Raw genomic sequence first — 17,656 nt, 5'->3', positions numbered from 1 at the left:
AACTCGTCGGAGGCGGTGACCAGTTCACGCAGCGGGTGGCGGGCGAGGACCTCGTCGACCTCGGGGGTGAGCGCGGCCGCGAGACGCGCCGCGGCCGGTCGGGACTCGTCCCGCAAGGCGTCCACAGCGGTCAGGACCGCGTGACGTGCCGCGCCCTTGGGCACGCGGGCGGCGGCCCGCTCGTACAGCTCGGCGCCTTCCTCGAGCACCAGGCCGGTGTCGACACCGGCCGGAATCTTGAGTGCCGCGATACGGCGCCAGGTGGTGACCGGGTCGCTCCAGGCCTCCACCCGGTACGTCCACAGCCCAGCCTCGCCCGGTGTGACGTCGGCGCCCCAGCGGTCGGTGCCGGGCGCCAGCTCGCGCATCGGCGTCCACGGGGCCGTGCGGCCCTTCGGGTCCTTGAGGACGACGTTGGCGGCCACGGCGTCATGCCCCTCCCGGAACACCGTCGCCGAGACCTGGAAGGTCTCGCCCGCGACGGCCTTCGCCGGGCGTCTGCCGCACTCGACGGCCGGCCGGACATCCCTTACCGGGATGCGGCCGATGGCCGGAGTCGACCTCATGCGTTTCACCTCCGCCGTGTTCGTGCCGGGCTCGCGATCCGATTGCCGTGCCCGAGGGTTCCTACCTTCCCGACGCGCTGCCTCCTGGCCGGTAACGGCGGATGGACGGAGGGCCGCGTCTGCCCACGTGCCGTTGCTGGGACTGACCGTTCTCCCGCAGATACGTGACCAGGTTCGACCGCAGGTAGCGCTCGGCGGCCTCCACGGCCTCCCGGGCGCAGCGCTTTCCCATCAGGACGCACAAGGTGTAGCCCGAGTCCTCGAAATTCCCCCTCGCCGTACGGTCGGTCGGGGTCGCGAGCATCACGCGTTCCCACGCCCGGTACCGCTCCAGATGCCGGGCGACCTCGGCTTTGGCGGGCAGCAGCATGGCGCTGGTCACCTTTCCACGCTTGTCGAAGGGGGCACGGACTCCTGGATGAGCCGCAGCCGTGCACGGAGAGTCCCGGCCCGTGTCGTGGGCCGAGACCTTCACTCATGGTGCACGGATCGCGACCCAGCGTCTTGTTGGAGCTTCAACTACCTCATCCGTCTCTCGTGTTGCACGAATGGCGTAGCACTCCCACTCTGGAGTGACTCAGGAGCGATCAGCGCTCACGCCTCGTGTCCGAGCCCGTCCGCGACGACGAAGACGACGAAGACGAGGGAGAGCTTCGCAGGGTGAGGAGCCAACGACGATGAAGACCGCAGTGCCCTGCTACTACCACCTCGACGTGGAAGTGAGCCCGGAACGGGTCGGACAGGTGAGGCGCATCCTGGCCGCCCACCTCCGGTACTGGGATCTGGACACACTCGTAGAGCCCGTCTGCCAGGGCGCGGAGCTGCTGCTGCGCGCCATCGACGAGCACGCCAAGGACAAGAACACGTCGATCGAGATGTGGTGGAACCGCCACCACCTCATCACCGCCTTCGGCCAGAACGACCGGCACCTCAGACCCGACCAGGACCTGCGGTCGTGCCTGGTGAGCATCGCCGCGCTGAGCGACGGTTGGGGCTGCTGCGCCACGGCCACCGGCAGCAAGCTCATCTGGTTCTCGCAGCGGGCCCGCGCCGGCGAACGCGCACCTCTCGTACCGACGGCTCCCGCCCCGACGGAACGGGAGGCCCTTCAGGCGCCCCGCGACATGCCGATTCCCGTGCTCGTCGGTCCGGAGGGCATGGCGTCGGACGAGCGGGAGGGCGAGGAGCCGGTTCCGGCGCTCGCCGGTTCCGAGGGAATGATGCCGGACGAGCTGGAAGAGGCGCGGTGACCGCGCGGTCGCGCCGGAAAGGGGTGCCCGCCTGGAGCGGGCACCCGTACCCGCTGGGTGCCGCCTTCGACGGCGCGGGCACCAACTTCGCGCTGTTCAGTGAGGTCGCCGAGGGCGTCGACCTCGTCCTCGTCGGTGACGACGGCACCTCCCGTTCGGTGCCGGTCAACGAGGTCGACGGTTTCGTGTGGCACTGCTATCTGCCCGGAGTCGGTCCGGGGCAGCGCTACGGCTACCGGGTGCACGGCCCCTGGCGCCCACCCGCGGGCCACCGCTGCAATCCCGCGAAACTGCTCCTCGACCCGTACGCCACGGCAGTGGACGGACAGATCGACGACCACCCCTCGCTCTACGAGCGAGCCCCGGCCGGACCCGCCCCCGGCGACAGCGCCGGGTACACCATGCTGGGCGTGGTGACCGACCCGGCCTTCGACTGGGGCGACGACCGGCCTCCCCGGCGCGGTTACGCCGAAACGGTGATCTACGAGGCCCACGTCCGCGGTCTGACCCGAACCCATCCGGAGATCCCCCCGGAGCTCCGGGGGACCTACGCGGGCCTCGCGCACCCGGCGATCCTCGACCACCTGACCTCGCTGGGCGTGACCGCGATCGAACTGATGCCGGTGCACCAGTACGTCCAGGACGGCGTCCTGCGGGGCCGCGGCCTGTCGAACTACTGGGGCTACAACACCATCGGCTTCTTCGCCCCGCACAACGGCTACGCGGCCCACGGCACCCGCGGTGAACAGGTCACGGAGTTCAAGTCCATGATCAAGGCGCTGCACGCGGCCGGCCTCGAAGTGATCCTCGACGTGGTCTACAACCACACGGCCGAGGGCAACGAACGAGGCCCCACCCTGTCCTTCCGCGGCATCGACAACGCCTCGTACTACCGCCTGGTGGACGGCGACTGGGCCCACTACTACGACACCACCGGCACCGGCAACAGCCTGCTGATGCGCCACCCGCACGTCCTCCAGCTGATCATGGACTCGCTGCGGTACTGGGTCACCGAGATGCACGTCGACGGCTTCCGCTTCGACCTCGCGGCCACGCTGGCCCGGCAGTTCCACGAGGTCGACCGGCTGTCGGCGTTCTTCGACCTGATCCAGCAGGACCCGGTGATCAGCAGGGTCAAGCTCATCGCCGAACCGTGGGACCTCGGCGAGGGCGGCTACCAGGTCGGCAACTTCCCGCCCCTGTGGTCGGAGTGGAACGGCAAGTACCGTGACGCCGTACGGGACTTCTGGCGCGGCGAGGAGCACACGCTGGGTGAGTTCGCGTCGCGCCTGACCGGCTCCTCCGACCTGTACGAGCACAGCCGGCGCCGCCCGCGTGCCAGCGTCAACTTCGTGACGGCGCACGACGGGTTCACCCTGCGTGACCTCGTCTCGTACAACGACAAGCACAACGAGGCCAACGGCGAGAACAACCAGGACGGAGAGAGCGCCAACCGCTCCTGGAACTGCGGCACCGAGGGCCCCACGAACAACCCCCGCGTCCTCGCCCTGCGCGCCCGCCAGCAACGCAACTTCCTCGCCACCCTGTTCCTGTCCCAGGGCATCCCGATGCTCTGCCACGGTGACGAACTGGGCCGCACCCAGCGCGGCAACAACAACGCCTACTGCCAGGACAACGAGGTCTCCTGGATCGACTGGCGGCCGACCGGCGAACAGCGCGAGCTGGTCGACTTCACCCGAGGTCTCATCGCCCTGCGCGCCGCCCACCCCGTTCTGCGTCGCCGCCGGTTCTTCCGCGGCGACACCGTCACCCACGCCGGCCAGCCGCTGCCCGACCTGGTGTGGCTGCTGCCGGACGCCCGTGAGATGACGGACGAGGACTGGCGGCGCTCCGACGCGCACTCCGTCACCGTCTTCCTCAACGGAGACGCCATGGCGGAACGCGACCCGTACGGCCGCCGAGTGGTGGACGACTCGTTCCTGCTCCTGCTGAACGGCTACTGGGAGCCCATGACGTTCTGCCTGCCGGGCGTCACGTACGGCGAACGCTGGACGACCCGGATCGACACCGCCGCTCCCCAGGGCGCCCCGGACGAGGCGGAACACAAGGCGGACACGGAGATCCTCGTCGAGGCCCGCAGCCTGGTGCTGCTGTCGCGGCCGGCCGGCGCGGGGGTCAGCCGTCGGGGCCCGACCGCCGGGTCACCGTGAACTGGGCGCCGTCCGGGTCGCGCAGGACGGCTTCGTCCTCGTTCTGCCGCAGTACGGTGCCGCCGTGCTCCTCCACCGTCTTCGCGGTCGCCGCCACGTCCGAGACCGCGAAGTGGACCTGCCAGTGGGGCCGGATCGTGGGGTCGGGCGCCGCCTCCAGCGCCCCGGAGCTGATCCGCGCCACGATCGCACCCAGGCTGCGCAGCACGACCTCGTTGCCCTCGTAACGGACCTCGCAGCAGCCCGGACGTTCCGTGGCCCAGTCCAGGACCTCGCCGTAGAAGATCGCGGCGTCGAAGGCGTCCCGCGTGTGCAGCCTGATGAACGCCGGAGCGACCCGCAGCCAGGCCTCCCAGTCGGTGAAGAGCTCACCCTCCCAGATCCCGAAGGTGGCCCCGTCGCGATCGGCCACCAGGGCCGCCCGCCCCGGCGGGAAGGAAAGGGGCCCCACCGCCACGGTGCCCCCGCGTTCCCGGGCCCGGGACACGGCCTCGTCCGCGCTCGGCACCGCGAAGTACGGCGTCCAGGCGACGGCCACCTGCCACATCGTCGCCACCCCGGCGATCCCCGCGACCGGCGCCCCGTCCTGCAGCGCGATGCGGAAACGGTCCCCCATCTTCGCCGAACGCCACTCCCACCCCAGCACGGCGCGGTAGAAGTCCTCCGTGACCTGCATGTCCCGGCTGGTCAGGCTCACCCAGCAGGGGGCTCCGAACACGGATTGGGTGGAGACGACGTCCGTCGTCCCGCTGGAACGTGTCGTGTCGTGATTCATGGCAGTAGCGTCCTGGTCTCGGCGACCGGCCCACGCCGGCAGGACACCAGTGTCCGGCCTGGCGCGGTTCCGGCGCCTGTCGAGTACCCCGGGAATGCCGACGAAACGGACGCGGCGGCGGGCCCGGCGTCAACAAGGTCGGGCTCGTCACTCATTCATATGACGTCTCGCCGTACGGGTGACATGAGGCCGGTGGCTCGGTCGAAAGGGGGCCAGGGGACGACCGGCGGCCGGAACACCATGTCCATGCCCCACTCGTCGTCCACGATCGCCGGATCGGCCTGGGACAGCAAGATCGGCCTAGAACAGCAGATCGGCCAGGCGACGCCAGGCGGCGCGGGGGAGGGCGTCGCGCGGCTGGTCGTCGACGATCTGGAGGGCCACGTGGTCGGCTCCCGCCTGGTGAAGGGCGTCGATGCCCGCCCGGACACGGTCCTCGTCGCCCCATGCGAACACGGCGTCGACGAGCCGGTCACTGCCGCCACCCGCGAAGTCGTCCTCGGTGAAGCCGAGCCGCAGGAAGCTGTTGGTGTAGTTCGGCAGGCCGAGGTAGAGGGCGAGGTAGTCGCGGGCGACCGCACGGGCGCGTTCCGGATCCGTCTCCAGGACCACCTTCAACTCCGGCGCCAGCAGCGGACCGTCTCCCAGGATCTCGCGGGCCTGCGCGGTGTGCTCGGGCGTGACCAGGTACGGGTGGGAACCCGCGGCCCTCGCGCGCGACAGCTCCAGCATCTTCGGCCCGAGCGCCGCCAGCACCCGCCTCTCCTCCGGCACGGCTGCGGCGTCCAGCGCGTCCAGGTAGTCCACCATGGCGGAGTAGGGGCGACGGTACCGGTCGGTCAGCTTGGCGTGACTCACCCCGAGGCCGAGCAGGAAACGGCCGGGGTGGGCGGCCTCCAGATCGGCGAACCGCCGGGCGGAGTCGGCCGCCTCGTACTGCCAGATGCTCTGGATGCCCGTGGCCACGGTCATCCGGTCGGTCGCCTCGACGAGCGGCACGGCGTGTTCCACCGCGCTGCTGCCGCCCAACCACACGGCCCCGAAGCCGAGTTCTTCCAACTCGGCCGCGGCCTCCGCGAGTTCACCACGCCGCCCCTGGTCCTCCGTCCGCAGTCCGATGCTCCAGACGCCGTACCGCCTGACGGCCTCCTTCGCCGAGCTCCCGTGGTCCACAGCGGTCACGTTCCCGATCGATTCCGACATCGACTCCGATTCCCTCCGTACTCGATGCTGCTTCGTGCCAAGTGATCCACTCGTGCCAACCGGTGATGGGCCCGGGATAGTCCCGGGCCCATCACCGGTTGACCGATCGGCAACCGCCGCACTGCGGATGAGCCACCGATCGTCGATTGGCCCGCGACCTCGGTGCGGCGCGCCTGAGAAACTGCCCGTCCCCTACCGTCCCTTGAGGAGATGCCGTGCAGGTAGCCGTGGTCACCTTCGACGGATTCAACGAGCTCGACAGCTTCATCGCCTCCGCGCTGATCAACCGGTGCCGGAAGGACGGCCTGGAGGCCTTCATCACGACGCCGACGCATGTGGTCACGTCCATGAACGGTGTCGAGGTGACGGGGCAGCGCCCGATGGAGTTCGTGACCGAAGCCGACGTCGTGCTGATCGGCAGCGGGGTGAAGACGCGGGACGTGGTCGCCGACGACCGGCTGATCTCCAGGCTGCCGCTCGACCCTTCGCGACAGCTGATCGGCGCGCAGTGCTCGGGTGCGCTGGTGCTCGCCCGGCTCGGGTTGCTGGAGTCCATGCCCGCCTGCACGGACATCAAGAGCAGGCCCTTCGTCGAAGCCTGCGGCGTCACCGTGCTGGACGCGCCGTTCCACGCCGAGGGGAACATCGCCACGGCGGGCGGCTGTCTGGCCTCTCAGTACCTCGCCACATGGGTGATCACCCGAATGCTGGGGGAGGACGCCGCGCGCGACGTCGTCGACTACGTGGCTCCGGTCGGCGAGAACCAGGAAACCGTCGAGCGCGCCGTGCGCGCTGTCCGGGAGGGCGAGGCCGCACTGCGCTGACCGCGACCGCGAGGCCGCGTGCCGCGGTCGCGGGCTGTGGTCACGGTCAGGGGGCCGACGAGCGTCGAGGGGCGACTGCGGGTTGAATGTCTTTCGCGGCCCGTCGGCCGCGGTCCGGCTCTTCGCCGCAGGAGGAACCCGACATGCCCGTGGCGAACACCGAGGTGGAGGTACTGATCGTCGGTGGTGGGCCGGTCGGACTGACCGCCAGAGCCCTCCTGGAACGCTGGGGCGTACGGGCGTTACTCGTCGAGAAGCACAGCGAACTGTCTCCCTTTCCGCGCTCGCGGCTGGTCAACGTGCGCTCGATGGAGATCTTTCGCCAGCTCGGGCTCACCGCCAGGATCACCGCCATGGCGTTCGCCCCGGAGTACGGCCGGATCCGCTTCCGGGACACCCTGTACGACCAGGACTTCGCCACGGCGGCGATGGTCGGAATCAACGCGCCGGTACCCGAGAGTCCGGTGATCGGCGTGGTCACCTCGCAGGACCGGCTGGAACCCACCCTGCTCGCCGCGGCGCAGGCACCCATGCGGTTCGGGGTGGAGCTCGTCGACCTGGCCGAGGAAGCCGAGGGCGTCGTGGCCCTGCTCTTCGACCACCGGAGCGGTGAGGAGACCCGCGTCCGGGCCCGTTACGTACTCGCCGCCGACGGCGCGAACTCCACTGTCCGGCAACGGCTGGGCATGGGTACCACCGGCCCCGGCGCGGTGGGGCGTGTCACCACCGTCGTGTTCGACGCCGACCTCAACCAATGGCGCGCCCGGCAGCCCGCCGGGGTCTACTTCACGCCACATGGGTATTTCCTCCCGTTGTATCCAGAAGGTGGCTGGGCCTGGATCGCTCCCACACCCGATGACGCGACGGGCGCCGACTGGTCCGGCCTCGTCTCGCGGGCGATCGGCACCGGCCACGACGTACGAGTCGATGTGCTGCGCACCCAGCACTGGGTGGTGAACGCGTTCGTCGCCGAGCGCTTCCGCCAGGGTCCGATCCTGCTGGCCGGCGATGCCGCGCACGCGATCCCGCCGGCCGGCGGAATGGGCATGAACCTCGGCCTCGCCGATGTGCACAACCTCTGCTGGAAACTGGCGGGAGTCCTCCAAGGGTGGGCCGGACCAGGGCTGTTGGAGACCTACGAGAGGGAACGACAACCTGTCGCCCGCCGGACGCTGCGCCAAGGGGTGGTCAACACCCAACTCATGTTCCAGGCGCAGAACACGCGCCAGGAACAGCTCCAGGCCGGCACCGCGGCGTCGACCGAGGCCGAACTGCCCTGGTCGGACCGGTACTTCGCCCAACTCGGTCTCGTCCTCGGCGTCACCTACCACTCCGACGCCGTCCTCACCGACGGCAGCGCACCAGCCGAGCCGTCGTCCGACACCGGCACGGACTATGTCCCGACCGTACGGCCGGGCCACCGCATGCCGCACCTCTCGCTCACCCACGACCGCTCCACGCTCGACGCCTTCGGCGAATGGTTCACCCTGCTCACCCCCGACCCCGCCCACTGGGAACAGGCAACCACCGCACCCTGGCCGCTGCGCATCGCGACCCTTCCCCACGAACACACCCACATCTGCGGCCTCAGCGCACACGGAGCACTGCTCATCCGACCCGACGGCCACATCGGCGCTCACTGGCCGGACCGCCCACCCAGTGAGTCCGCCCTCCGCAACGCCCTCACCACGATCACCCGCTCCACGCCCCCGAACAACTCAGCAGGGCGGCAGACATGACACATACGGACCCCCCACGTACGGACCCGCGACGCATCGACGTCCACCAGCACGTGATCCCGCCTTTCCGTGGCGGAGCCATGACGGGCCGTGCCGGGGCCGTCGGATGGCCCGCGCCCGCGTGGGACGAGCGGAGCGCGATCGCCATGATGGACCGGCGCTCCATCGCCACCGGAGTGCTGTCCTACGCCGCGCCGCTCTCCGGCCCGGACGACCCCGCGGGAGCGCGCGAGGTGTCCCGGCGCGTCAACGAATACACGGCCGAGCTGATGAAGAACCGGCCGGACCGCTTCGGTCACTTCGCCGCCCTGCCGCTGCCCGACGTGGACGGCGCGCTCGCCGAGGCGGCCCACGCCCTGGACGAGCTGCACGCCGACGGAGTCATGGTCCTGTCCAACGTCCACGGCCGCTATCTCGGCGACCCGGCCTTCGAGCCGCTCTGGGCCGAACTCGACGCCCGGTCCGCCGTCGTCCTCGTCCACCCGACCGCGCCCCCGGTCGCCCCCGTCCCCGGAGTGCCCCCTCCGCTGGCGGACTTCCCCTACGACACGACGCGCGCCGCCCTGCACATGACCGTGCGGGGTGTACCCCGCCGCTACCCCCGGATGAAGGTGATCCTCCCGCACGCGGGCGGCTTCCTGCCGTACGCCGCCCACCGCTTCGCCCTCGCCGCCCGCCTCCCCACCGGCGAGAACGCCGGCCAACCCGGCGGAACCCCCGAGGACTTCGTCACCGACCTGCGGCGCTTCTACTTCGACACCGCCATCTCCTCCGGTCCCGCGACCCTGCCTTCGCTGCTCGCGTTCGCCGCGCCCGAGCACATCCTCTACGGCAGCGACTTCCCCATGCTCCCCGAGGACTGGGGCACCGGCTTCGACGCCGCGCTGGACGAGTACCCGCACTGGGAGCCCGGCCGACTGCACGCCGTCAACCGCGAAAACGCCGAACTCCTCATCCCGCGCCTCGGTATGCCATGACCTTTCGGTATGCCATGACCATTCGGCGTGCCATGACTACGAGATCGTGTTCCCTGAGCACTCCCGCGTGGCAGGGGCGGGGCACTCGCCCGATCCGCGGACGATGAGCCGGGTGGGCACGGTGACGGTGCGGGCGCGCGTGCGGTCGCCGTCGACCCGGGTCAGGGCGGTGGTGGCCGCCGTTCTGCCGATTTCCTCGGCGTCTTGGGCCACGACGGTAAGGGCCGGCTCGAGTGCCTCGGCGAGCGGAACGTCGTCGAAGGCGACGACGGCGACGTCCTTCCGTTTGCTGCGGGCGAGTTCGGCGACGATCCCGAGCGCCACGATGTTGTTGCCGGCGAACAGGGCCGTGGGGGGATCGGCCAGGCCGAGCAGCGTGGAGGTCGCGGTCGCCGCGCCCTGCTGGTCGTGGGCGCTGATGACGAGGGAGCGGTCGTGGGTGAGGCCCGCTTCCTGAAGGGCCGAGCGGTACCCGGCCAGGCGTTCGCGACGGGTGTACAGCTGCACGGGCAGGTCCCCGACGAAGCCGATGCGCCGGTGGCCGTGAGCGATCAGATGGGCTACACCCTCATGGGCGCCCGCGCGGTTGGAGCTGACGATGCTGTCCGTGGACAGGCCGACCCCGGGACGGTCGAGGAAGATCACGGGCAGCCCTGACGCGCGGTGGCTCTTGAGATGGGAGTGGTCGGCGCCGACGGACGGCGCCACCATGAGGATGCTGACGCGGCGGGCGAGGAACTTGTTCGTCAGCGCGCGTTCCCGGTCGGGGTCGTCCGCGGAGGAGCCCATGAGCAGCGTCAGTCCGCGGTCGCGGACGGTGTCCTCGATGGCGCGGGCCACGGCCCCGAAGAAGGGGTTGCCGAGGTCGGGGACGACCAGTCCGATGGTGGTGTCGGGCCCGCCGACGCGGATGTTGCGTGCCATGAGGTTCGGCTGGAAGCCGAGCCTGGCCACGGCGGCGAGCACTTGCTCCCTGGTCCGCGCCGAGACGGGCCCGTCCTCGTTGAGGACACGGGAGACCGTCTTGGCACTGACGCCGACCTCTTGGGCGACGTCGGCCAGGGTGGGTCGGCGGTTCGCTGCCATGGAGGACCGTTTCCTGTCGGTGCGTCGGTTCCGGCCGCTGCACCGGCCGGAACCTCTGGATGGTGCGTCAGCTGGCCTGGACCCCTGCGGCCTTCGCGGCCTCGGAATCCGCCACGACCGTACCTCCGCTCTCGTCGACGGTGAGCGCGCCGGTCATGATGGCGACGACCTCGGCCATGGAGTAGTCGGAGGGCTTGATCACGGCGGCGCGCCGGCCGAGCCGGTGGACGTGGATCCGGTCGGCGATCTCGAAGACGTGAGGCATGTTGTGGCTGATCAGGACGACCGGCATGCCCTTGTCCCGGACCCGGCGGATCAGGTCCAGTACCTGACCCGACTCCTTGACGCCGAGCGCGGCGGTGGGTTCGTCCATGACGACCACACTGCGGGCCCAGGCGACGGCGCGGGCGACCGCGACGGCCTGCCGCTGTCCACCGGAGAGCGTCTCGACCGACTGCGTGAGTGAGCGGAGGCCGATCTTCAGGTCGGCCATGTGCTCGGCGGCCTCCTCCCGCATGCGCTTCTTGTCCAGCATGCGGAAGGCACTGCCGAGGACGCCGGGGCGGCGGAGCTCGCGGCCGAGGAACATGTTCGAGGCGATGTCCATGGAGGCGGCCACGGCGAGGTCCTGATAGACCGTCTCGATGCCGTGGGCGCGCGCGCTTTGCGGACCGGAGAAGGTGATGGGCTTCCCGTCCAGGCGTATCTCGCCCGCGTCGGGGACCACCGCGCCGGTGAGGGCCTTGATCAGGCTGGTCTTTCCGGCTCCGTTGTCGCCGATGACGGCGAGGACCTCGCCGGGCAGCAGGTCGAAGTCGGCGCCGTCGATGGCCGTGACATGGCCGTAGCGCTTGACCAGACCGCGGGCCTGCAGCACGGGCGTGGGGGAGGAGGTGGCGGTCATCGGGCCTTCTTCCGGGAGATCTGGTCGACGGTCACCGCGAGGATCACCAGCACACCGGTGATCAGGGTCTGGTAGATCGAGGCGACGCCCATCAGCTGCAGGCCGTTGCGGAAGACGCCGACGATGAGGACGCCGATGAAGGTGCCCAGGACCGATCCGCGCCCACCGAAGAGGCTGGTGCCGCCGAGCACCACGGCGGTGATGCTGTCGAGGTTGTCGGTCTGCCCCGCCTGCGGGTCGCCGACTCCGGTGCGGGAGATCAGCAGCAGGGCGGCGATGCCGTACAGGACGCCGGCCGCGGTGTAGACGCCGATGGTCAGCCGGGAGGTACGGATGCCGTTCAGCCGCGCCGCCTCCTGGCTGTTGCCCAGGGCGTAGACGTGCCGGCCCCAGCCGGTGCTGCTCAGCGCGTAGGCGAGGAGCAGGAACAGGGCGATGGTGACCAGTGAGCCGTAGGTGATGTCGGTGCGGCCGAGCGGGAAGGTCTGCCCGAGGGCCGTCAGCGGGCCGGGCAGATTGGTGACCGTCTGCTCCGCGGAGTAGATGTGGGTCAGCGCGAACGCCACGTTGAGCATGCCGAGGGTGACGATGAACGGCGGCAGCGGGATCTTCTGCACCAACAGCCCGTTGAGCAGCCCGAAGCCGCCGCACACGGCCAGGCCCAGGGCGATGGCGACGAGCGGGGGGACGGAGCCCTCGGCGGCCATCTTGGCGATCACGATGCTGCCGAACGCCATCACGGCACCGCACGACAGGTCGATGCCCGCCGTGAGGATGATCAGGGTCTGTCCGATGGCGAGGGTGCCGACGACCATGACCTGCTGCACGATCAGCGAGAAGTTGCCGCCCGTGAGGAACTGGTCGGTCGAGAAGGAGAAGAAGGCGCAGGCCAGGAGGAGGGCGGCCAGCGGGCCGGTGGTCGGTGCCGTGAGCAGTCTGCGGGCCGTGGTCGGTGCCTTGAGCTCCGAGTACGGCGAGGAGGTGCTCGGGGGCGTGGACGTGGCTGTCATGCGAAGTCCTTGTCGGAAGACAGAGATCCTTGTCGCTGGGGCAAGTCGCCGGGACAAGGGGGGCGGCCGGCCCGGCTGGTCGGGGAGATGCCGGGGCGGCCGCCCCGCTGAGGGGAGTGGCGGTCTCGTACGGTCCTCGGGGCTGCTCAGCCCCAGCAGTTCTCCAGGCCGTAGGCGGTGTCCTTCGACGTGACCCCGTCCTGCGCCTTGTCGGTGATGAGAGTGACGCCCGTGTCGGTGTAACCGGAGGCCTTCTTGCCGTCCTTGGCGTAGGTCACGACGGCCTTGACGCCTTCGGCGGCCATCTTCAGCGGGTACTGCTGCGAGGTCGCGGCGATCTTGCCGTCCTTGACGGCCTGGGTGCCCGTGCAGCCGCCGTCGACGGAGACGATCAGGACGTCCTTCTCGCGGCCCTTGGCCTTGAGCGCGGTGTAAGCGCCCAGGGCGGCGGGTTCGTTGATGGTGTAGACGACGTTGATGCCGGGTTCCTTCTGGAGGCAGTTCTCCATGGCGGTCTGGCCCTTGGCCTGGTCGCCTCCGGTGTCCTGGGCGCAGGCGACGTCCTTGTCGGTGGCGCCGAAGCCCTTGAGGAAGCCGTTGTGCCGCTGGACGCCGACGGAGACACCCGGCGCGAGGTCGAGGGTGGCTATCTTGGCCGACTTGCCCTTCATCGTGGCCTTGGCGTACTCGCCGATCAGCTCGCCGGCCTTGAGGTTGTCGGTGGCGAAGAGCGCGTCGACCGCGCTCTGCGGCTCGGTCGGAGTGTCCAGGGCGATGACCAGGACGCCCTTGGCGCGGGCCTTCGCGATCGCGGGCACGATGGCCTTGGAGTCGCTCGGGGTGATCAGGATGCCCTTGACTCCGGCGGCCACCATGTTCTCGATGGCCGTGACCTGACCCGCGTTGTCGCCGTCGAACTTGCCTGCCGCCGTCATGAGCTTGACGCCGTCCGCCTTCGCGGCCTTCTCCGCGCCTTCCTTCATCTTCACGAAGAACGGGTTCGTTTCGGTCTTGGTGATCAGACCGACCTTGATGTCGCCCGAACCGGCGCTGGACGAACCCGATCCGGAACCGGAGCCGGATCCGCAGGCCGTCAGGGTGAGGGCCGCGATGCCCGTGACAGCGGCTGCTCTGACGAGGGAGGAGGACAGACGAGTGGTGCGAGACATGATCGACTCCTGTGGGATAGCGAGCGGCACGGGGCGGGTTCAGAGCATGCCGCCCGGGGTGTCAGCGTTGACTTATGTCATCGTTGACACTGCATGGCGAGGATGATGGCCCCCGCGTCCCGGCAACGTCAATGCCTTCTACTCGTCACAAATCGGCAAAGCCCGTGGCGGCGGTTCACGCGTAGCCGGAGAGTGCGTGACCGAGGCCTTCGTCGAACTCGCGAGTTCCTCGAACGAGCCTGCCCTGCGGGCGCGGTCTCGAAGATGTCGGTGAGGCCCACCGGTTCACCGCTCGGCTACCCGCCCTGACCTGCCCTGACCTGACCGGTTGCAGGGCCCGACCGCCGTGGCCCAAGCAGTTGACGCGGCTCGCTACCGTCGACGGCGACTGACGGGGAGGGCGGGTCGCGCCGGGCAATCCCGTTCCAACCGTTGACGCGTGGGCCTGACTGCGCTCATCATCGGGCCACCCGATGTCATCGATGACATAAGTCAACGATGACACCTTGGTGGACAAGGCCCGCCGTCCGGCACCTGAACTCCCACCGAGACCGACCCCCGACCCGACGGAGGACGCCCCACCGTGAACAAGACCCTCCTCGCCGAGTTCACCGCCCGAGAGGGCGCGGAGGACGAAGTCGCCCGCCTGATGCGGGACTACGCCCTGAAGGTGCGCGAGGAAGAGGGCAACCTGGCCTTCGACGTCTACACCAGGGCAGCGGCCCCGCGCGCCTACTGGATCTTCGAGGTGTACAGGGACGAGGACGCCTTCCAGAAGCACCTCGCAGCCCCGTACGGCGCCCCGTTCAACGCCGCCCTCACCCCGCTGATCGAGGAGGACGCCTCCGTCCTTACGTTCCTCGACCCGGCGGCCTGACCTCCCGGCCCCAGGGCGCCCCCGCCTTGTCGGCCGGCCGGGCATGGGTGCGCCCCCTGTGCGCCGGAAGGGGGCGCTTCGGGGGCACAGAGAGTGGGACCGACCTCCAGCGAGGCGTCAGTCCAGGGCGACGATCGCCGCCACCGGACCGCCACCCGACGGACCCTGGTGCCGCCGCGACGGACACGAACACGGCAGCGCCCTCTGAGGTCCGGCGCGTAGGACCGGAGGAGCCGCGAGGAGACGGCGGTTCAAGGAGTGGACAGGGGCTCGGCGACGATGGCCGTCGAGCCCCTGTCGGCCTCAGTGGAAGACCCGCTCCACGAACGCGTCGAGGTTGCCGCGCAGGCGCTCGATCTGCTGCTCGACAGTGAGGGACTCCTCCATGCGCCCGCCCGGTGCCGCCTTCTTCCTGCCCCGTACGTACAACGAGCAGTCCAGGTCGGCGCAGATGTAGAGGCCCACCGAGTTGCCTTGGCGGCCGGCCGGGCCTGCCTTGGGGGCGGTCATGAGGGAGACGCCGCTGCCGGGATGCGTGGTCAGGCACAGCGAGCACATGCTGCGGCGCAGGAAGCCGCGGTTGCCGGAGGCGGAGCGCAGGGACAGGCCGACGAGTTCCCCGGCGCGTTCGACGACGAGATAGCTGCGATCGGGCGCGGACAGATCGAACCAGCCCAGGAAGTCCAGGTCGTCCCAGTGGTCGAGGTCCGCCAGGTTCTTGGGCAGGGGGAGGCGTTTGGCCTCGCCCTTCGAGCAGTTGACGAACGAGGTACGGATGTCGTGCTCGGTCAGGGGTTTCATTGAGGATCCTTACGAGGGGTGAGGTGGACGGTGGCGGGACACGACCCCGGCTCGCTAGGCCGGTGCGTCGTCTCCGGCGTGCTTCGGCGTCTTGTGCCGTACGGTGAGGCCCGCCACCAGGGCGGCGAGCAGCAGGACGCCCGCCGAGCACCAGTAGGCGACGGAGAAGCCGTGCACCACGCCTTCGTTGAGGGTCGCGCCGCCGTGGGCCGGATCGTGCGAGTGCGAGTGGACGTAACGGCTGGTGGCGCCGGTGGCGATGGTGTTGAGCAGTACGGTGCCCAGCGAAGCGCCCATCTGCTGAACGGTGTTGAGGACAGCCGAGGCCACACCGGCGTCCTGCGTGGGCACGCCGGCGGTGGCCGTCGCGTAGACCGGCATGAAGGTCAGGCCCATGCCCAGACCGAGCAGCAGCAGGGCGGGCAGCACGTGCGGGACGTACTGCGCATGCACGGTCAGGCGGCTGAGCAGCACCATGCCGGCGGCGGCCAGCACCATGCCGGACGACATCAAGGTGCGCGGCGCCGTGCGTGGCAGCAGGCGGGCCGCGATCTGGGTCGCGCCGATGACGATCCCGGCCGAAATCGGCACGAAGGCCAGGCCTGTGCGCACCGGCGGGTAGCCGAGGACGACCTGAAGGTAGTACGTCAGGAACAGGAAGACGCCGAACATGCCGACGGTGGCCAAGCCCATCGTCGCGAACGATCCGCCCCGGACACGGTCCTTGACGATGCGCAGCGGCAGCAGCGGGTTCGCCGCGCGGCTCTGCCACCACACGAAGGCGGCGAGCAGGATCACGCCCGCCACGAGCGATGTGAGCACCGACGGGCTGGTCCAGCCGCGTGGTTCGGCCTCGCTGAAGCCGTACACGAGGGCGACGAGCCCGCCGCAGCCCAGCAGCGCGCCCGGCACGTCCAGGTGCCCGCCCCGGCGGCCGGAGCGGTCGCGCAGGAAGGCCGGTGCGCCGAGCAGGGCGGCCAGCGCGATGGGCACGTTGACGTACAGGGACCAGCGCCAGTTCAGGTACTCGGTCAGCAGACCGCCCACGATCAGCCCGACCGCGCTGCCGCCGCCGGCCAGCGCACCGTAGACCCCGAACGCCCTGGCCCGCTCCTTGGGGTCGGTGAACGTCGTCGTCAGCAGCGACAGGGCCGAGGGCGCCAGGACCGCCGCGAACGCACCTTGCAGGGCCCGCGCCGCGAACAGCATCCCGGGACCGGCCGCCGCGCCGCCCAGCGCGGAGGCCGCGGCGAACCCGGCCAGGCCGATGACGAAGGTGCGCTTGCGGCCCACCAGATCGGCGATCCGGCCGCCGAGCAGCAGCAGCCCGCCGAAGGCCAGCGTGTAGGCGGTGATCACCCACTGCCGGTCGGCGTCCGACATGCCGAGGGCACGCTGGGCGGAGGGCAGTGCGATGTTCACGATGGTGCCGTCAAGGATCACCATCAGCTGGGCGAGGGCGATGACGGCCAGCGCCCACCAGCGCTTCGGTGCCGGTGCCGGTGCCGGTGCCGGAGTCGCGGCGGGAACCTCGCGGTCCGGGGAACGGTCGGTGGCCGTGGAAGGGGCGAGGGAAGGGGCGGACGGGAGGGATTCCTCCCTGGGACGTTTCTTGCTCATGGCGATCACGCACGTTTCGTGTCGAAGTGCTGTCGAGACAGCCGGCCAGGGACGGTCGCAGTGGTGACGACGGGCCGGTGTACGCAGCACGGGGACACGGCATGGTGGTGGGGCAGCGGGAACCGCGGACAGCACCCGGGGCCTGCCTCACCAGCTGCGTGTCACTCACGCCGGCGCTCCTGCGGGTCGTGAGGCGGAGAGTGCCGAGATCACGGTGACCAGCAAGAGAAGGGCCCGTCTTCGGGCACGCGCCCCCGCGGCCCGCGCGGCGACGAACCGCGCAGGCCAGGACATCTCGTGACGCGGCATCTCAGGAAGATGCCGAAGACAAGAAACAAGAAGGGGGAAGAGTTACCGCGCGCCGCAGAGGAGGGAGGGCACACGGCCGGAGGCAACTATGGCCGCAACGCATTCGGCACGGTCCATGTCTCTCGCCTCCTTCCGGTCAGGGCACGCGGTGCGTGTCGACGCCGAGCGCGCCGAGCGGGGCGGCAGAGAACCTACCGCGCGAAATCCCGGACAGGATATCCCATCGACGCCACCGCGCGACCGGAATTCCCGACCGCCCGCGCACACACGAAGGGGGTTGTTGGGAGGGCACGGGAAAGAACCAAACTGTGGTGGGCGCGCCGGGTGGTTTTGTTTGGGGGGGTTGGGAGGGACAGGTTGTGCGACTACACCCCC

The 17,656-nt window shown here is 70.1% G+C and carries 16 protein-coding genes; 6 read left to right on the top strand and 10 right to left on the bottom strand.

Going from position 1 to position 17,656, the window contains the following annotated elements:
• Window positions 1-566 (bottom strand): maltotransferase domain-containing protein (locus AB0959_RS49940; protein WP_366833652.1); only part of this gene is annotated, 566 nt, incomplete at its 3' end.
• A 61-nt stretch (window positions 567-627) separates the two neighbouring features.
• Entirely contained in the window at window positions 628-936 is a 309-nt protein-coding gene (locus tag AB0959_RS49935; protein WP_366833653.1) for a DUF5133 domain-containing protein, read from the bottom strand.
• Between the two features lie 307 nt (window positions 937-1,243).
• On the opposite strand from AB0959_RS49935, the gene AB0959_RS49930 reads away from it, so the two are divergent.
• Both AB0959_RS49930 and glgX read left to right on the top strand, forming a co-directional pair.
• Window positions 1,244-1,816, top strand: a complete 573-nt coding sequence (locus tag AB0959_RS49930; protein WP_366833651.1) for a pep a2 — start codon at window positions 1,244-1,246, stop codon at window positions 1,814-1,816.
• Window positions 1,813-3,987 carry a glycogen debranching protein GlgX gene (glgX, locus tag AB0959_RS49925; protein WP_366833650.1) on the top strand — a complete coding sequence of 725 codons (2,175 nt, stop codon included), beginning with the start codon at window positions 1,813-1,815 and terminating at the stop codon, window positions 3,985-3,987. Before AB0959_RS49930 ends, glgX begins: the two co-directional genes overlap by 4 nt.
• Here glgX and AB0959_RS49920 read toward each other — a convergent pair.
• Window positions 3,953-4,762 (bottom strand): VOC family protein, encoded by an 810-nt coding sequence (locus tag AB0959_RS49920; RefSeq protein ID WP_366833649.1) that lies wholly within the window; start codon window positions 4,760-4,762, stop codon window positions 3,953-3,955. The two genes, glgX and AB0959_RS49920, sit on opposite strands and share 35 nt — an antisense overlap.
• Window positions 4,763-5,062: 300 nt before the next feature.
• A complete protein-coding gene (locus tag AB0959_RS49915; RefSeq protein WP_366833648.1) occupies window positions 5,063-5,965 on the bottom strand; it encodes an LLM class F420-dependent oxidoreductase in 903 nt (300 codons plus the stop codon).
• A 215-nt stretch (window positions 5,966-6,180) separates the two neighbouring features.
• On the opposite strand from AB0959_RS49915, the gene AB0959_RS49910 reads away from it, so the two are divergent.
• From AB0959_RS49910 to AB0959_RS49900, 3 genes are all read left to right on the top strand, one after another.
• Window positions 6,181-6,789, top strand: coding sequence for a DJ-1/PfpI family protein (locus tag AB0959_RS49910; RefSeq protein WP_366833647.1), 609 nt, complete (start codon window positions 6,181-6,183; stop codon window positions 6,787-6,789).
• Between the two features lie 143 nt (window positions 6,790-6,932).
• Window positions 6,933-8,528 (top strand): FAD-dependent monooxygenase, encoded by a 1,596-nt coding sequence (locus AB0959_RS49905; RefSeq protein ID WP_366833646.1) that lies wholly within the window; start codon window positions 6,933-6,935, stop codon window positions 8,526-8,528.
• Window positions 8,525-9,505 carry an amidohydrolase family protein gene (locus tag AB0959_RS49900; RefSeq protein WP_366833645.1) on the top strand — a complete coding sequence of 327 codons (981 nt, stop codon included), beginning with the start codon at window positions 8,525-8,527 and terminating at the stop codon, window positions 9,503-9,505. Before AB0959_RS49905 ends, AB0959_RS49900 begins: the two co-directional genes overlap by 4 nt.
• Window positions 9,506-9,541: 36 nt before the next feature.
• On the opposite strand, the gene AB0959_RS49895 is transcribed toward AB0959_RS49900, so the two are convergent.
• The 4 genes from AB0959_RS49895 to AB0959_RS49880 all read right to left on the bottom strand — a co-directional run bounded on the left by AB0959_RS49895 (window position 9,542) and on the right by AB0959_RS49880 (window position 13,674).
• The gene (locus AB0959_RS49895; protein ID WP_366833644.1) at window positions 9,542-10,591 is read right to left on the bottom strand and encodes a LacI family DNA-binding transcriptional regulator; all 1,050 of its coding nucleotides are present in this window, start codon (window positions 10,589-10,591) and stop codon (window positions 9,542-9,544) included.
• 67 nt (window positions 10,592-10,658) lie between these two features.
• Window positions 10,659-11,495 carry an ATP-binding cassette domain-containing protein gene (locus AB0959_RS49890; RefSeq protein WP_366833643.1) on the bottom strand — a complete coding sequence of 279 codons (837 nt, stop codon included), beginning with the start codon at window positions 11,493-11,495 and terminating at the stop codon, window positions 10,659-10,661.
• Window positions 11,492-12,505: an ABC transporter permease gene (locus tag AB0959_RS49885; RefSeq protein WP_366833642.1), complete on the bottom strand. Its 1,014-nt coding sequence runs from the start codon at window positions 12,503-12,505 to the stop codon at window positions 11,492-11,494. Before AB0959_RS49885 ends, AB0959_RS49890 begins: the two co-directional genes overlap by 4 nt.
• 146 nt (window positions 12,506-12,651) lie before the next feature.
• Entirely contained in the window at window positions 12,652-13,674 is a 1,023-nt protein-coding gene (locus AB0959_RS49880; protein ID WP_366833641.1) for a sugar ABC transporter substrate-binding protein, read from the bottom strand.
• A gap of 583 nt (window positions 13,675-14,257) precedes the next feature.
• Here AB0959_RS49880 and AB0959_RS49875 point away from each other — a divergent pair.
• On the top strand, window positions 14,258-14,551 hold the full coding sequence (locus tag AB0959_RS49875; RefSeq protein WP_366833640.1) for a putative quinol monooxygenase: 294 nt from the start codon (window positions 14,258-14,260) through the stop codon (window positions 14,549-14,551).
• A gap of 303 nt (window positions 14,552-14,854) precedes the next feature.
• On the opposite strand, the gene AB0959_RS49870 is transcribed toward AB0959_RS49875, so the two are convergent.
• Window positions 14,855-15,352 (bottom strand): FBP domain-containing protein, encoded by a 498-nt coding sequence (locus tag AB0959_RS49870; protein ID WP_366833639.1) that lies wholly within the window; start codon window positions 15,350-15,352, stop codon window positions 14,855-14,857.
• 54 nt (window positions 15,353-15,406) lie between these two features.
• Window positions 15,407-16,972, bottom strand: a complete 1,566-nt coding sequence (locus AB0959_RS49865; RefSeq protein WP_366833638.1) for an MFS transporter — start codon at window positions 16,970-16,972, stop codon at window positions 15,407-15,409.
• Window positions 16,973-17,656 lie beyond the last annotated feature (684 nt).

This window comes from Streptomyces sp. NPDC046862, from assembly GCF_040704615.1.
In the GTDB taxonomy this organism is placed as follows: Bacteria; Actinomycetota; Actinomycetes; order Streptomycetales; family Streptomycetaceae; genus Streptomyces.
Note: the sequence above shows the minus strand (reverse complement) of the source record. Positions and strands in the feature narration are given on the sequence as shown.

Coding starts and splice junctions, on each gene's coding strand:
- AB0959_RS49870 (WP_366833639.1), bottom strand. CDS start 15,352: ATGAAACCCCTGACCGAGCACGACATCCGTACCTCGTTCGTCAACTGC.
- AB0959_RS49935 (WP_366833653.1), bottom strand. CDS start 936: ATGCTGCTGCCCGCCAAAGCCGAGGTCGCCCGGCATCTGGAGCGGTAC.
- AB0959_RS49895 (WP_366833644.1), bottom strand. CDS start 10,591: ATGGCAGCGAACCGCCGACCCACCCTGGCCGACGTCGCCCAAGAGGTC.
- AB0959_RS49915 (WP_366833648.1), bottom strand. CDS start 5,965: ATGTCGGAATCGATCGGGAACGTGACCGCTGTGGACCACGGGAGCTCG.
- AB0959_RS49865 (WP_366833638.1), bottom strand. CDS start 16,972: ATGAGCAAGAAACGTCCCAGGGAGGAATCCCTCCCGTCCGCCCCTTCC.
- AB0959_RS49920 (WP_366833649.1), bottom strand. CDS start 4,762: ATGAATCACGACACGACACGTTCCAGCGGGACGACGGACGTCGTCTCC.
- AB0959_RS49930 (WP_366833651.1), top strand. CDS start 1,244: ATGAAGACCGCAGTGCCCTGCTACTACCACCTCGACGTGGAAGTGAGC.
- AB0959_RS49900 (WP_366833645.1), top strand. CDS start 8,525: ATGACACATACGGACCCCCCACGTACGGACCCGCGACGCATCGACGTC.
- AB0959_RS49905 (WP_366833646.1), top strand. CDS start 6,933: ATGCCCGTGGCGAACACCGAGGTGGAGGTACTGATCGTCGGTGGTGGG.
- AB0959_RS49880 (WP_366833641.1), bottom strand. CDS start 13,674: ATGTCTCGCACCACTCGTCTGTCCTCCTCCCTCGTCAGAGCAGCCGCT.
- AB0959_RS49890 (WP_366833643.1), bottom strand. CDS start 11,495: ATGACCGCCACCTCCTCCCCCACGCCCGTGCTGCAGGCCCGCGGTCTG.
- AB0959_RS49885 (WP_366833642.1), bottom strand. CDS start 12,505: ATGACAGCCACGTCCACGCCCCCGAGCACCTCCTCGCCGTACTCGGAG.